General features: G+C 33.3%; 19 protein-coding genes. 15 read left to right on the forward strand and 4 right to left on the reverse strand.

The genetic code is table 11. The features are described 5' to 3' along the window. Window positions 1–45 precede the first annotated feature (45 nt). Both K9M74_00415 and K9M74_00420 read left to right on the forward strand, forming a co-directional pair. A complete protein-coding gene (locus tag K9M74_00415) occupies window positions 46–375 on the forward strand; it encodes a hypothetical protein (protein ID MCF7798346.1) in 330 nt (109 codons plus the stop codon). Beyond that, a complete protein-coding gene (locus K9M74_00420) occupies window positions 362–1,525 on the forward strand; it encodes a phosphoglycerate kinase (GenBank protein MCF7798347.1) in 1,164 nt (387 codons plus the stop codon). Before K9M74_00415 ends, K9M74_00420 begins: the two co-directional genes overlap by 14 nt. A 1-nt stretch (window position 1,526) precedes the next feature. Here K9M74_00420 and K9M74_00425 read toward each other — a convergent pair whose 3' ends face one another. Further along, window positions 1,527–1,970 carry a hypothetical protein gene (locus K9M74_00425; protein MCF7798348.1) on the reverse strand — a complete coding sequence of 148 codons (444 nt, stop codon included), beginning with the start codon at window positions 1,968–1,970 and terminating at the stop codon, window positions 1,527–1,529. Window positions 1,971–2,025: 55 nt separating this feature from the next. Between K9M74_00425 and K9M74_00430 the strand changes: the two genes are divergently transcribed. Then, on the forward strand, window positions 2,026–2,337 hold the full coding sequence (locus tag K9M74_00430; protein MCF7798349.1) for a hypothetical protein: 312 nt from the start codon (window positions 2,026–2,028) through the stop codon (window positions 2,335–2,337). Between the two features lie 3 nt (window positions 2,338–2,340). Here the strand turns inward: K9M74_00430 and K9M74_00435 are convergent, their stop codons facing one another. After that, entirely contained in the window at window positions 2,341–2,559 is a 219-nt protein-coding gene (locus K9M74_00435; protein ID MCF7798350.1) for a hypothetical protein, read from the reverse strand. A 214-nt stretch (window positions 2,560–2,773) separates the two neighbouring features. Here K9M74_00435 and K9M74_00440 point away from each other — a divergent pair, with 214 nt between their 5' ends. From K9M74_00440 to K9M74_00485, 10 genes are all read left to right on the forward strand, one after another. Continuing rightward, a complete protein-coding gene (locus tag K9M74_00440; GenBank protein ID MCF7798351.1) occupies window positions 2,774–2,914 on the forward strand; it encodes a hypothetical protein in 141 nt (46 codons plus the stop codon). A gap of 12 nt (window positions 2,915–2,926) precedes the next feature. Next, a complete protein-coding gene (locus tag K9M74_00445; GenBank protein MCF7798352.1) occupies window positions 2,927–3,226 on the forward strand; it encodes a hypothetical protein in 300 nt (99 codons plus the stop codon). Window positions 3,227–3,235: 9 nt separating this feature from the next. Continuing rightward, window positions 3,236–3,733 (forward strand): hypothetical protein, encoded by a 498-nt coding sequence (locus tag K9M74_00450; GenBank protein ID MCF7798353.1) that lies wholly within the window; start codon window positions 3,236–3,238, stop codon window positions 3,731–3,733. A gap of 1 nt (window position 3,734) precedes the next feature. Beyond that, entirely contained in the window at window positions 3,735–4,241 is a 507-nt protein-coding gene (locus K9M74_00455) for a hypothetical protein (protein ID MCF7798354.1), read from the forward strand. Window positions 4,242–4,264: 23 nt separating this feature from the next. Beyond that, window positions 4,265–4,879: a Kae1-associated serine/threonine protein kinase gene (locus K9M74_00460; GenBank protein ID MCF7798355.1), complete on the forward strand. Its 615-nt coding sequence runs from the start codon at window positions 4,265–4,267 to the stop codon at window positions 4,877–4,879. A 90-nt stretch (window positions 4,880–4,969) separates the two neighbouring features. Next, window positions 4,970–6,736: a hypothetical protein gene (locus K9M74_00465; protein ID MCF7798356.1), complete on the forward strand. Its 1,767-nt coding sequence runs from the start codon at window positions 4,970–4,972 to the stop codon at window positions 6,734–6,736. Window positions 6,737–6,739: 3 nt separating this feature from the next. After that, window positions 6,740–7,462 carry a hypothetical protein gene (locus K9M74_00470; GenBank protein MCF7798357.1) on the forward strand — a complete coding sequence of 241 codons (723 nt, stop codon included), beginning with the start codon at window positions 6,740–6,742 and terminating at the stop codon, window positions 7,460–7,462. Window positions 7,463–7,566: 104 nt separating this feature from the next. Further along, window positions 7,567–9,408, forward strand: a complete 1,842-nt coding sequence (locus tag K9M74_00475) for a hypothetical protein (GenBank protein ID MCF7798358.1) — start codon at window positions 7,567–7,569, stop codon at window positions 9,406–9,408. 411 nt (window positions 9,409–9,819) lie between these two features. Continuing rightward, the gene (locus K9M74_00480) at window positions 9,820–10,347 is read left to right on the forward strand and encodes a hypothetical protein (protein MCF7798359.1); all 528 of its coding nucleotides are present in this window, start codon (window positions 9,820–9,822) and stop codon (window positions 10,345–10,347) included. A 39-nt stretch (window positions 10,348–10,386) separates the two neighbouring features. Beyond that, entirely contained in the window at window positions 10,387–10,776 is a 390-nt protein-coding gene (locus K9M74_00485; protein ID MCF7798360.1) for a hypothetical protein, read from the forward strand. 4 nt (window positions 10,777–10,780) lie between these two features. Here the strand turns inward: K9M74_00485 and K9M74_00490 are convergent, their stop codons facing one another. Then, complete coding sequence (locus K9M74_00490; GenBank protein MCF7798361.1) at window positions 10,781–11,845, reverse strand: hypothetical protein; 1,065 nt, start codon at window positions 11,843–11,845, stop codon at window positions 10,781–10,783. Window positions 11,846–12,041: 196 nt separating this feature from the next. Here K9M74_00490 and K9M74_00495 point away from each other — a divergent pair, with 196 nt between their 5' ends. After that, the gene (locus tag K9M74_00495) at window positions 12,042–12,299 is read left to right on the forward strand and encodes a hypothetical protein (GenBank protein MCF7798362.1); all 258 of its coding nucleotides are present in this window, start codon (window positions 12,042–12,044) and stop codon (window positions 12,297–12,299) included. Continuing rightward, window positions 12,283–13,875 carry a hypothetical protein gene (locus K9M74_00500; protein MCF7798363.1) on the forward strand — a complete coding sequence of 531 codons (1,593 nt, stop codon included), beginning with the start codon at window positions 12,283–12,285 and terminating at the stop codon, window positions 13,873–13,875. Before K9M74_00495 ends, K9M74_00500 begins: the two co-directional genes overlap by 17 nt. On the opposite strand, the gene K9M74_00505 is transcribed toward K9M74_00500, so the two are convergent. Then, complete coding sequence (locus tag K9M74_00505; protein MCF7798364.1) at window positions 13,844–14,485, reverse strand: hypothetical protein; 642 nt, start codon at window positions 14,483–14,485, stop codon at window positions 13,844–13,846. The genes K9M74_00500 and K9M74_00505 overlap by 32 nt on opposite strands. Window positions 14,486–14,531 lie beyond the last annotated feature (46 nt).

A 14,531-nucleotide genomic window follows, 5' to 3' on the forward strand; every position in this document is an offset into this window, starting at 1 on the left:
CTTTTTTTACAAACATTTTTATTCTGTTAGTTCTTAGGCTGTTTTATGGGGCGAGGAAGACCATCTAAAAGCATTGTTCGTGACAGGCTTGTGGAGATTATTTTTGTTGCAGGCAAAATGACTGCTTATGATGCCTACAAACATTATATTAGACTTTTTGGCAAAGCATCTCAACGAAACATTTATTATCAGCTTCAGAGAGGAGAAGCAATGGGCATTTTTTCTCGAGAAGTCAAGGACGAACAAGGTGATTACACTTGGGGAAACACCGCTCAAAAAGTATATTATTCACTCACCGACCAAGCACAACCACGCATTAATAAAGAAGTAAGAAGTTATTTTTTAGAGGTGAACAAAAAAAGTGAAAACAATTAAACAACTCAAACTAACTGGTAAGCGAGTTTTTATTCGCTGCGACTTTAACGTTCCACTTAAAAATGGTAAAGTAACAGATAATTATAGACTTCTTAACGCGCTTTTAACTATTAAGTACGTGCTCAAACAAAAACCACAACAAATAATATTAGCCAGTCATCTTGGCAGGCCTGATTCGAAGTCAAGAACTAACCTGGCAGAATTTAGTTTGGCTCCAGTTGCAAAAGAACTTTCCAAACTACTTAAGAGAACAATTGAACTACACCCTATTATTGACGCGCCAACCAACCCCAAACAAAAAATAGTTCTTCTTGAAAATTTACGATTCTATGACGGAGAAAAAAAAGGCGATATCAAATTTGCAAAACAACTTGCAAAACACGCTGATGTCTATATTGATGATGCATTTGGCACCATGCACCGAAAAGATGCGTCTGTTTATGCACTACCTAAACTCTTGCCACATGCAGCAGGATTACTTGTAGAACAAGAAATAAAAAATGTTCATCTCAATCATAAAAAACCACTCGTAGCCATTTTTGGCGCAGCAAAAATAAGTGATAAATTACCACTTTTTAAAAAACTCCTTGCAAAAGTAGACAAACTCATTTTAGGTGGTGGTGTGGTCTTTACGTTTATGCGTGCAGCTGATATTGCTGTTGGACATTCACTCGTCGAAGAAGACATGATTCCTGAAGCAAAAAAATTGTTAAAAAAATATGGTGCAAAAATTATTTTTCCAACAGACTTTGCAGTTGCTACACCAGCTCATTTTAAAGGGAAAACGAAGATTGACAAAAAACAGATTACTATTGTTGACTTTGCAGAAATTCCAAAAACGAAAGCAGCATACGATGTTGGTTCTAAATCAGTGAAACTTTTTTCAGCAGTTTTAGGTTCGGCAAAAACCGTTGTATGGAATGGACCGCTTGGTGTCTTTGAAGTCAAACCATTTGATAAAGGAACAAATACTATTATTAAATTCTTAGCAGAACATAATATGACGACCATTATTGGGGGAGGCGATACTGCAAGTGCAGTGCATAAAACAAACTATGCAGAAAAAATGACGCACATCTCCACAGGTGGCGGTGCTAGTTTAGAACTTTTAGCGGGAAATAAACTTCCCGCAATTGAGGTGCTTAAGTAAATTATTTATTCTTGAGTAATTGCCCCGCATGAACAATATTTTTATAGAACTCAGGCGTCTTTTTTGCCATACCTAGTACTTCGCCTTCTTCATTTTGCACAATAACTTGTTTTGCGTCCATATCACCAGATAAAACATTATTTGGAAACGCGTCTCGACCACATACAAAGAGCCATGCAGCTTTCTCATTAAGCACGATTTTCTGGCTCGTATGAGGTGTAATTAAACGTAAGAGATTTATTGAAGGAGTAAAATGATGTTTGTTTCTCGTTCCCAAAAATAAGCCTGTTGCAACAGGCTCTTCTGGTGTCTTCTCCAAAAGCGGTTGGGCACTAGAATGAGGCATATATACGGCCTTATGAATACTTATTGCGCCATTTAACGGGATTTCTAATTGAGTAAATTTATGTATAAATGTATTCATATCTTGAATTGCTGAGTCCATACTTAAGGGTAAGAAACAAGTTTTTTTATATACTTGTGTTTTTTAACAATTCTTAATGGCAAAACCAAAAGGTCCTGCAAAACGAGCACAATATCATATTGACGAATTATCTGTTATTTATCAGCAAGAACGCCAAACGGCAGGGCTACGATCTGAACGTTATCTTTATCTTATTAGACGGTTAGGTATGAAATTTAGACTATCTCTTCCTCGAGACGTTAAACACTCTTATTGCAAACACTGTAAAACTCCTTTTTTACCTGGAAAAAATTGTCGTATGAGAACTCGTGGCGGGATTCTTGTGTTTTATTGCTTTACTTGTAAGAATTATACGAGATTACCTTTAAATAAAGAGCATACGAAGTAATAGTTATATCTTTTTTTTCTTTTTTTTACTTCTACGATGGGTTAATGCGTAATCTGTATGATGAATAAAGAAGAAATATAGTCCTGTGAGGACTAAAAGTAAACCGAATAAGAATATAATAAAATCAATAAGTTGAGGGATGATAACTACCAGGCCAAAAAGAATTAGGGTCGCACCTAGCACTCTAAAAGTCAGCTCTTGATAACGTTCTTTATCTTTCATAGTTCATTTGCTACAAGGGGTTTGCAGCCCCGTGAACTCATCCAACATCATTATATTGCCTGAAATGGCCATTTTCAGTGGTTTTAAGGCACGGGGCAAATTGTTTATTATTCGCTCGCTTTTTAAATGTTTTGAAATTAACTATTAGTTGTTACTATAAAGGAATAACAAAAAGGAAATATTTATAAATGAGCTCTTCATAAAAAGTGCTACAATGGAAAAAATTGTTATAGATTTAGGAAAAGGCGTAGTATTAGTTGCGCCTGTAAAACGCAAGATGACCGTTGATGAATGGAAACGGATGAGCTCTTATGTTAGTAGCTTAATTAAAGATTCTTTACTACGAGTAAAATAAAGAGGGCTAGTTATGGAATATGATGAAGAACACGAAGATTATGATCCGGATCTGTTTGATGAATTTGGAGAAGGTTTTGAAGATGACTTTGACGTTGTTGGGGAAAAAGTTTACGAAAAAGCATTCGAAGAAGCAAGCATGGATGCAAGCGCAACAGAATCTGTTGCGATAGATGAATCTGTTAATGAAGATGATTATGAGTTTGACTCTGTTGTTGGCGGTCGAGATAAAAAGCCAGTTATGAGTTTACTCAACAAAGGAAAATTATCTAAATACGAAATGGATGATCTTTTAAACACTATTGATGAATAGGTGAAATCTTTGCTACCTCCTATTGATTTTATTCAATTATTAAATGAGCTATCTCCTTTGCAGATTCAACAACGTTTTACTTTAGAAAAAAATTTGTTAACTCCTCCGTCATGCTTTACTTATATTACTCTTTTTGAAACCGAACTTCCTAGACCATTGGGCGTTATGGAACTTTTTTATTTTAGTTTTCAAAAAAATATTTGTTGGCAAGATGTATTACCTTTAGATAATGCTCGTTTTCTTACTTACGATACTTCTCGATTGTATACTTCTAATCACGAACCAAAAAGTTTTGGCTTAGGAACATTGGCTCATGTTAAAACTCTTTTGAAAGCTGTACAAGAAGACTCTTCAGTTTTAGAAACAACCATAGAAAGTTCAAAACAAGTTTCTTTAGAACGCATTGGTCATTTAGCAGCAATGGGTTTAACAACGCAACCGACACCCTTTAGAAATTATTTAGAAAAATCAATTAATTACGCAAACAGCAAAGGGTTTTTATTCTAAAATGACACAAACCAAAACGACACCATTTCTAGAAGACGTCATTTTAAAAATTTCTCCTCAGCTTTTATCTCAAAAAATTACTTTGAATTATAATTATTTTGTTGATCCTATTTCGTATGAATTTTTTTTTGATGATGTCATTAAATTAGGAAACGTTTTTTTTAATTTTGATGTGGTAGAAAATCATCTTTTTTGGTTGCAATTCTATCCTCTCAGTACAGCAGAAGCTAAATCTCTTCATAAAGGAAATCTTTATAATCCTCACAAGAAAAGTTATAAGTTGGGAACGCTTGCTCACGTTCTTTCATTATATGGAATACTTCAGGATATACCTGAATTATTTCAAGGTTCTATTTCTCATCCTGGCATTCCCTCAAGTGGACGAATAGCACATCTTGCGGCGATGGGTATAGATTATGAAAAAATATATTCTTTTAAAGATTATTTTAGCAAGTCACTTGAGTATGTAAACAGCAAAGGATTTATTTTTCCAGAGAAACCTTTTTAATGTTGACTTTTTTCTTTTCTTTTATGGCTATTATTTCACAAGGTGCAGAAGCAACACTTACACTAGTTGATGATAAGGTGTATAAAGAGCGAACACCAAAATCATATCGATTATCTCAAGTTGATGACGCGCTTCGACTTTCTCGAACCAATAGGGAACGCAAAGTTTTGATTAAAGCAAAAGAATTAGGCTTGCGCGTTCCAGAAGTATTTCCTAGTGATAAAAAATTCACTTTGGTTTTAGAATATATTAAAGGTGGTCGACTTAAAGATTGGCTTAATGGTGATGGAAAAGAAAATCTCTCTTGTGCAGAAATTTACTTAAAACAAGTAGGAATTTGGTTAGCGACGCTTCATAATAATGATATTTTACATGGAGATTTAACTACTTCAAATGTTCTTCTTTCAAAACAAGGTGAGTTAGTATTAATTGATTTCGGACTTTCTTTTTTTTCAAAAAAAATAGAAGATAAAGCCGTTGATTTACATTTATTTGAGCAAGGACTACGCAGCACCCATTACAAACATGCAGAAACATTTTTTCACTTTTTTTTAACAGGATATGGGGCAAGTACAACCTATACTGCGGTGTTTGATAGATTAGAAATAGTACGTGCTCGTGGAAAAAATAAACATTAATTTTTTTTGGGTGATTATTGCGTGTGCGAACATTTTTTTTACTTGTTTTAATCAGTAGTTTTTTATACTCCTTAAAACTTCTTCTTTTCTATGAACAGGGGGATTTTTGTTGTCATAGTCTTACTTTTTATTCCTTTAGTAAGTGCTGCAAATACGGATGACGTTTTATCTATTACACTTCTTTCTGTAAGTGAACAAGACAATGGTACATTTATTGGCGGTACTGCAGAACTTTATTTACAACTACGACCTGGACATGGTGCTATATTTATTGAAAGTTATCCTTTATCAAAACTAGATACGCAAGTAGCAACGCGACTTGCAAATGAAATTGCTTGCGAGTTTACTACACAAGATTGCAATGCTTATGATTTTTTTTACACATTACAAGCTGATGCTCCGCTTATTGGGGGTCCTAGTGCAGGTGGTGCAACAGCATTACTTACTCTTGCGGCTTTAGAAGATCTTGCACTTAAAGATACTGTTGCAATGACTGGCGCAATAAGCTCGGGAGGAATAATTACTCCTGTTGGGCGTGTGAAAGAAAAGATACTTGCTGCTTCACTATCTGGACATGAATTAGTCATTGTTCCAAACTTAAGTTTTTCAAGAAATACAACTCCTTCCACGACTTATTGGTTAAATGATTCTGAAATTAATAATTCAACGGATGATTCAGTATCATTAAATTTTAAAGAATTTGTTGATTTACCTATTGTGGTAGAACCTGTTATTACTTTACCTGAAGCATTAGCAATTGCAACAACTGATGCAGTCGATATTTCTTCATCTCCCTTTTTTGTTGATAAACAATATGCTCATCAAATGAAACTTACATCGAGCATTCTTTGTAATCGTTCATCAGAAATACAATCACAGCTAAAAAATGAAACAGTGAACACTTCGCTTTATTTTCTTGTTGAAGACTTTTTGAATAAGTCACAAACTGCATTACGCCAAGAAGATTATTATGCTAGAGCATCATTTTGTTATTCAGCAAATATTAACCTTCGAGAATTACTCGTTACGAATTTATCCCAAGATGTTAAACAAGAAAACTTACGGCGACTACAAACTTCAATTATTTTTTTAGAAGAACAAATTGATACCCGCGAACTCAAAGTTTTTTCGGATTTAGAAACATATTTTATAGTGAAAGAACGATTACTTGAAGCTCAATTTTATATTGATGAAATTAATACTACAAATATTTCATCACGATTACTTGCACTAGGCATAGAGCGATATTATAGTGGTGTTGCATGGAGTTCTTTTTTTAATTTGCCTGGAGAGCCACTTGTTATTAACGAAGACGAATTATTGCTTGCAGCACTCCAAGAATTTTCTCAAGTGGAAAGTAGAATTAATTATTTGAAACTGTATCTTCCTGATTATTTTTTACAAAGCACTGAAGAACAACTTACGCAAGCAAAAAAATATTTTAGGCAAGAAGAATATGGGTTAGCACTCTTTAAAGCAACAAAAACGCGTGCAGAACTAGATGCATATTTAGCAACTTTTGCTTTAACAAAAGAAAATATGAAACCGTTACTTACTGCAAAACTTGCTCGCGCACAAGATGTTATTGCCTCACAGCAAGAATTTCCTCTTTTAGGATATAGTTATTTTGAATATGGTACTGCCTTGGCAGACTCAGAACCATCCACTGCTTTGCTTTATAGTGAATATGCTTTAGCATTTAGCGACTTAGATGATTATTTTTCCTCACCTCAGACTCAACTAATACCTATTTCTTTTGAAACAGTTAATTTTTATGTGTTTTTTACAGGTTTAGGTCTTGGTCTTCTTATTCTTGTGTTAAGGGAAAACTTTATTAAGCGTCGCACAAAGAAATGAGTTATGAAAAGAGGTGTTGTGCTAGCTTTAGTAGTTGTACTATTACTTTTTACTAATACTGTTCTTGGTGTAGATCCCGCTCCTGAAACTCCAGGAGAAATTACAACGCCTCCCGTTCCAGATGCTAATGATACAGATACAACAATCACGCCAAGTTCTTCATCTAGTTCAAGGAATAATAATAATGTTGAGTATAATGATTCAACAATATATCCTGATGATAATTTTACTTTAATATCTTCTGCTTTAGGCACATCAGGAGAGTATACGGCTGCAACTACTGATGTTGTTACTGATACAAATGCACTAAGCGATTCAATTGTTTCTGGAGATAATGATGTTGACGCAACAGATAATGCATATGATACTGATTCTAGCGAAACAAACTCGCAAATGACTTCTTTTTCAGGTCTTACTCTCATACTTATTGTTATCGTTGTTGTTTTAGTACTTGGCTTTGCAGGATTTTTAATCTATTTTTTTCATTCTAAAAAATCAATACAAGCTACGAATCAAGCACAAGCAACAAATCCTACACAATCTATGAATCAGACGCAAGCAGAAGGTTTAGGGCAAGTTGAAGTATCGTTTGAACTTACACAATACGTGCTTTCTTGTCAAGCAGCTAACATTCCCAAAGAACAATTATTTCAAATATTACTAGAAAATGGTTATGATGCAGAAACAGCAAATGCAGCCTTACAACAATATGTGGTGCATTCCTAAATATTTACTTTTAAAGAGTAAATTTTATATAGTATTTAGCTGATAACTCCTGTTGTAGTTACTTATTGGTATACTTACTATACATATTATTGAGGTTGAATATAATGAAAAAACATGTTCTTTTAGCACTTCTTGTCGTTTCTTTACTGGCGTTTTCAGCGTGTACAACAGAAAACCCTTACGGTTCTTTGCCTGACGCTCCAGAGGGCTTTGATGAGTCAAATGGAAATCTTGCAGGTCAAGCAATAGAAGGTTTCTCTGCTGTTGAAATAGGTGTTGTGCCTGTTATTAATTGGGATGTAGACCCGTCTGATATTGAATTTTCCTCTTTAGATGATGTCCTAACTATGACTTTACATTTGGTTCCTGACGATGAAGTAGTTTATAAAAAAGGGTATGTTGCGTTACAAGATGGCTCTTGGGAGTCATTTACTTTTTCAGGTGATTTAATTGGACCTTGGGCGTTACGAAACGTTCAAAAAGAATTTTCCTTTTCACCTAGTGATTTTGGCCTTACATCGGATAACCTTTCTGAACTAGATAATTATATTCTTCTTTACTCTTGTAAAGCAATCTATAACGAGAATCAAACAGTGATTGAATGGGATTGTAATGAAGATAAATGGCAAGTACTTAAGTTTGATGCGCAATTAGTTATAGAACCCGTTTGCACTAATGAGCTTGATTGTGTTCATGATGGTCAATGTATACCTAATGAATATTACAATGAAACAACTGCCTATGGTTGCTTAAACGGAGTTTGGACTCATTTCCCTGATGGTCCTGAAGATAATGGCACAACTGAAGAACCAATTAGTTGTATTGATTCTGATGGTGGCATTAATCCAGACGTGAAAGGAGAGATTTCAGGGGATGTGCCTCCTAATTTAGGTATATTTGTTGACAGGTGTTTGGATGCAGGTGATAATTCTATGGGTTATAACCTTCGAGAAACATATTGTGATGTTAATGATAAGAATGCTGACGGTTATGCAGGTACTGCAGAACTTATTGCTTGTCCTCATGGCTGTGAAGATGGTGCTTGTTTGCCTGAATCAACCTCTGATGAGCTTATTGTTTGTTATCCTGATGTTGATAGTGATGGCGAAGGATACATTTATACAGTCGGTGATAATCAAGATGGTTATGATTGGGAAACTTCTCTTCTTGAATCGCAGATAACATCGTATCCTGAAAATCCATCAGCTCTGCCGGTTAATGTAACGCTTGATATATCATCATCTTGTGATGATTTAAGGCTTGTTGTTTCTTATGTGAACTCATCATCTGATTTGGCTAATGGTACGCCGTCCTCTACAACTGAAGCTTGTTCTGGAGACTTAACTTCTGATCCGAGTCATGATTTATCCTTGGATATGTTTTGTTCTTTCTTTTCTCTTGATAATTGTTCACTTTCAGGACTATGTACTGAAGTTAATGGTGCTTGCGCCCCAAAAGAAATTACTTCCTGTGGCGAAATTAGAGATTCAATCCTTTGTGGAGCTTCAGCGTCCGGTTGTACCTGGTCAGGAGACGAAAATAAAACATGCGCTAAAACGTGGTTTACTGATTGTAAGGATTGGAGTGATTGTCAGGATGGTCAGCAAAAACGAGACTGTATGTTAAACACTTGTTATGGTGCTGAGGCTGCTATTGATTCTCGAGCTTGTAGTGAAACTTACACCTGTAAACCAGACCCTGCAGGGTTTGATTCTCTTCTAGAAGTTAGCGGTGCGGATGACGATTTCATTACCAACTTTTTGGTTGAATCTAATGCTTGTCTTGTAGCTTCAAATACAACTGATGAAGCATCGCTGTGTTTTGAAAATTCTGAACATTACGCTACTGGAAGCGTTATATCGCATGCACTTGCATTAATTGATGCTTGTTTTACTCAAACTTCCGAAGGTGATTGTTTGAATGAGATGTATTGCGTTTGGCAGTAAGTACTTAGTGAGTCGTTTCCCAAATGGTCTTTTCTTTTTTTTCTCTTTTTTTTGGTTTCTAGTTTTTTCAGAAATAAAACCCTGAGAATAACTCGTTGTCACTCCTCATCTCAGCATTTGATTTCTTTTAGAAATAAAACCCCGAGACAAACTCATTTCATTCGTAGTCTCAGGCTTTTATTTTGCATAGCAAAATAAAACCCTGAGAAGACCACAAACAGAGTTTGCGGTCCTCCCGGGAAAAAGAGGTGAGTGTAAAAGTGAGATTCACTTCAAACCAACCTGCTTAAAACATGAAAAAACTTTCCCATATATAAATGTTTCTTGATTGTAACCATTTTAAAATGAATACAAAAATAAGATAATTTGCCAAGCAGAAGCTTTAAGAAGGCGAAATACATTCTAACATATATGGTGGATTATATATCTGATTTCACACAAAAGACTTATACTTCTAAAGCGTTTGCAACGCTTGTAGAACATCGTATTCGAAAAGACTGGAGAATAGGTAATATCTTTGATAAACGAAAAAAATATGCCCTTGTAGATGATAATACTCTTACTACTAACCTTCTTAAGGAGTTTGTACACAAGATTTTTGCTGGACATCTTACTATGAAATTAGTCGCTTCTGCAAACGAAATTTCTCAAGATCAAGAACTACTCATTAGCGATTGTTTAGATACTTATCTTGCAAAACGACTCGATGTATTTTTAGATAAAAAAGATTTTAAGGTCTTTTCTGAACTCGTTCCCTTGCGATCACTCACCAAACAAGAATGTGAACAACTCGCAACGATATGGAATATTTCTGGAACGTCCATTCCAGAAGAACACACGTTCATAAAAAATTTACATGCACAATACAAGCAAACAAAACAAAGCATGCTTAAAAGTTTCTTAGCGCTAGAAGCTATTGAAAAATCTTCGGAAAAATAGTCGTTGTATTCTTAAGCAAGTTTTACACATATATTTTTTATGCGACGAATCATATTTTTTACACTCTATATTATTATTCTTTTATTATTATATGTTCAATTACCAGAACGAATAATCTATGAAGATGATGAAGGATTCACTGAAGTATTTTTTTGTCAAGAAATAAATTGTAGTGCCTTTTTAGTTGATTTATTTGAAGCAAGTAATAATACTTTCTGCGCATTTTATGACTTAGACGAACCATCGATTATCGCAGGGATTAAACAGAATAATGCGCGTGTTTTATTATTTGAAGATAATTATGAATTTGATTTTTCAAAACAAATTGTTCCAGTAACAAGTAAAGGACTCATGCATAATAAAATATATTCATGGAAATATTATTATATTTCTCTATCTGATATGAAATATAAATTTTTAAATGTTTAAATATTTAACTACTAGTCGAGAATTGCCTTCGATACTCAAAAATACCTTCGCTGGAGTTATACATTTTTAGTAATTTTTCGTTATTCTTTCTATTGTCTCTTAATTTCTTTACAAAGTATTTGATATCTCCAGCAGGTTTAAATTGCTTAATTGCCTTTAGAAATTGATCTGATGCAATTATTGAACCTGTGAGGATGGTTACTGTCTTGAATTCCCTATCGAATGCCATTTCTTTCTCTTTGATATTGATAAGAAGTGCTTTAAAATGCTTAATCAAGTTGATTTGTTTCATAAATGCGTTTTGTCTTTGTGATGTTTTATAGAGAAACTTACTTGTTTTTTGTATATTCTTAAGACTTTGAACAATTTTTCTCTTTAAAAAGTCCTTATCCTTATCGTGAATCTTTATTTTTTCATTGTCTATCAAAGAACCAATATGTTTTGCAATTACTTGTCTTGTCTTAGAAATATCTATCAAATCAATAAATTCGTCCCATCTCATTTTATTGATTTTAGCTTTAGAATAGCTCATATTTTCTTTGTAGATTATTTGCTTCCTGAACAAATCTTTCATATCTTTTGTGAATAACTCTGCCAAATCAGGATTTAATCTGTTGAGATTTCTTAGAAATTGCTTAATGCTTTTCTCATGGAGAATATTTTCATAGAATTTTCTCATTAAATTAGAGTTTTCTTTTAAAGGATAGTAGAAGAGTAATTGAATGATGTCTTCAATTATTTTTTCTTTAAGTACTACGAATCGTATTGGTTTTTGATGTGGTTTGTCTTTAGGCGGTTCAATCCAACCTAATTCATTAAGAATTGTATAAAACCCTTTGATGTTACTTGTTCCATAAAATTTACGTTCACCCATGCAATCCATTAAATCGTTTTTACAAGTTACTTCTTCAGTAAGCATCTTAATAATGGCCTTAGTATAGAATTTGTTGTCAAGAATGCTTTTTTTAAGAATATATTCTTCTGAGCCACCTTCTTCGACTATTTGTTCTTTTTTCTCTCTAGTCATGTAACTCATTCCCTTCCGAGATGCATTCTTTTTTTGAGCCATAATAGTTAGGTTTGATTGTTTCCTTATAAGTATTTTTCTATTTGATATGAAATCGTGATTTTTTTTATTAACTCAGCTTCTTTTAATTTTACTATGGAATTATCCAAACTTAAAGAATTTATCAATTCTGAATTTGCAGAATTGTTTGTGAAATGGGCTAGAGAGTCTGATAATCAAATGAATGGGGGTGAGTATCATGAGTGAAGAACCTTTTGCAAAGAAAGTTGATACGAAGAAATATCTAACGCTATCTTTCTTTTGTCAAAGAAATGATTTCCGTGTTTGTCCAAATTGTGGTTGTGTTACAATTTTAGATGCTGACAAGTTAGACAATTTAACTACTAAAGAGAGGATTGATTTTGTTTTTGATAATAAATTCAAAATACATCTAGGTCTTTGTTCAGATTCATGTGCTAAAGAATTTTTAGGAGGTCTTTATGATGTCTACAAATGATAAAAATGCACATGAGCAAAAGGACAATTCTTCTTCGGAAGAATTTGTTCAATCTGATTTTGGTAAGTTCTATATTGAAGCACAAGAGGATGGAAATTATTTGATGAATTATAAAGAAGATAATTCTGATACTGTCTCCTCAAAGGTTATAGATGGGGTTTTTAACTTTTTAAAGTTTAGAAGGTTTGTAAGAGAAAACATGATTGACCTTGGAAGTCGTAATAATAAAGAAATGTATGATGAAATTTGTAAGCTAAAGAAACTAATTAAACTAAATAAAGAGAATACAATCAACCCAATAGACAGTTTCTTTGAAGATAGTGAGTTACTAGAAAACAATCAGTTGGTTATAGATGAACAGTTAGCATATACTATGTGCAACGGTTACAATACTATTCTTGTAACATATGAAAAGGGATTCGAATTTATTGATGAAGATGATAGATTTAGAAAATATCCCAAGATGAAGTCAAATTTATTGACGAAACGAGGTAAACAAAAATTAGAATCAAAACTAGTTAATGAAAATATCTTTAATGATTTAAAGCAATTGTTGCTAAAATATGCAGAATTGCCTGAAAGCGATTTGAATATTGTTTTATTTTACATTTTTCATTCTTACTTACACAATATACAAGGTAGTACAGTCTATCTTTATTTTACAGGAATGCCTGGAACTGGTAAATCTTCTATTCTAAAATTTCTAAAACTTGTTACTTGGAATGGTCAGTATGTTTGCAATCTATCTGCTTCATCTTTGTTTAGAGAAGTGCATGTGCTACAACCAACATTAAATATTGATGAAATTGACAAGGTTGGTCAAGACATGTATAGTTCTATTCAAGGACTAATTCATAGTGGGTACTCTAAAGGAGGTGTTGTTAAACGTACAGAAAGAACCACTCTGGGGAACTTTGTACCTACTGAGTTCCGTGTATTTTGTCCCAAAACGTTTACCAGTAATTCTCCAATTTTTGTAGATAGTTTCAAAAGTAGATGTATTCAGATAATACCTCAAAAAACTAGTAGGTTCATCTACCCAATAGACATACTTTCGAAAGAAGATTTGGATACCTTCTCGGACATTCGTGATGATATTTACATATACATGTTAAAATATGGTATGGATATTTTTGATATTTTCAAAGATGAGATTGAAAATCCTCAAAGAATATCTACTAGAAAGAATCAGTTAATTTCTGTTTTAAATTGTTTTAATAAGCATTTCAATGTTAATATGGATATTGAGAAAGCACTTCAAAAAAAAGAGGAATTTACACATCCATTCCAAGACCACTACTTTCTAATTTTGGAAATATTAGCTGAGAATATAAAAGATGGCTACTGTACTATACGGCCTAGTGATTTAGCTAAAAAAATGAATTACAAATTAGAAGGAGAAAACTTGCTAAGACACCATGTAACTTCCATCAGTGCTGGAATGAAAATGACCAATCTTGGTTTTTCAGAATTTAAAAGGCTAAATACCTCACACGGTTATCATTATGATATTCCGATGGAAAGAATAAAAAGAGCCATAATGATTAATGGATTTGACATTCAGATTCCTGAATAATATTTTTATTTGAAATTCTGGAAAGGTATTTTGTAAATAAACCAGTTCCACTGGTTATTATTTCTTCTTTATCTCCTTCTTCAAAAGCAAGTATTAGTCTTGATGATTTTTCTTGAGAATCAAGTAGCCCACTTATATTTTTACTAAGATTATTTCTTTGCAACGGATCGTCACATCTTCTAAAATCTCTTAGTAGTACATCAATCATGTATTGTCTTGTGTCTTTAACTCTTTTTATGATTGTATCTGGATGTATATCGAGTTTTTGATATGCTGTTGGAAGATATTCTCTGAATGTAAATCTGCTTATCTTTAATTTATCTAAATCATCTTCAGTAATGTCTATATATGGCTTTTTTGTTCTTTCCCCCAATACTTTCATTAGCCATATATGTGGGACAATAGAACGAGGTTTACACCCTCTTTTGGTTAATGATGAATTCTTAAATTGTTCAAGTGTTGCTTTTTGTTCATCTGATAATTTAGAATGATAAATTGTATTCTCAATTTGGTCTATGAACTTTTGTTCTAATTCTGCTTCCTCATCAATAAATTGATAATTCTTATTTAAGCTCTGAAGATGCTTCTTTCTTTCTATTCCTCTGGACATTCTAACCATATTTAAGCCCTCTATGTTTATATATGAATTTAATATT

This window comes from Candidatus Woesearchaeota archaeon (assembly GCA_021734105.1).
Lineage (GTDB): Archaea > Nanobdellota > Nanobdellia > Woesearchaeales > SKGA01 > SKGA01.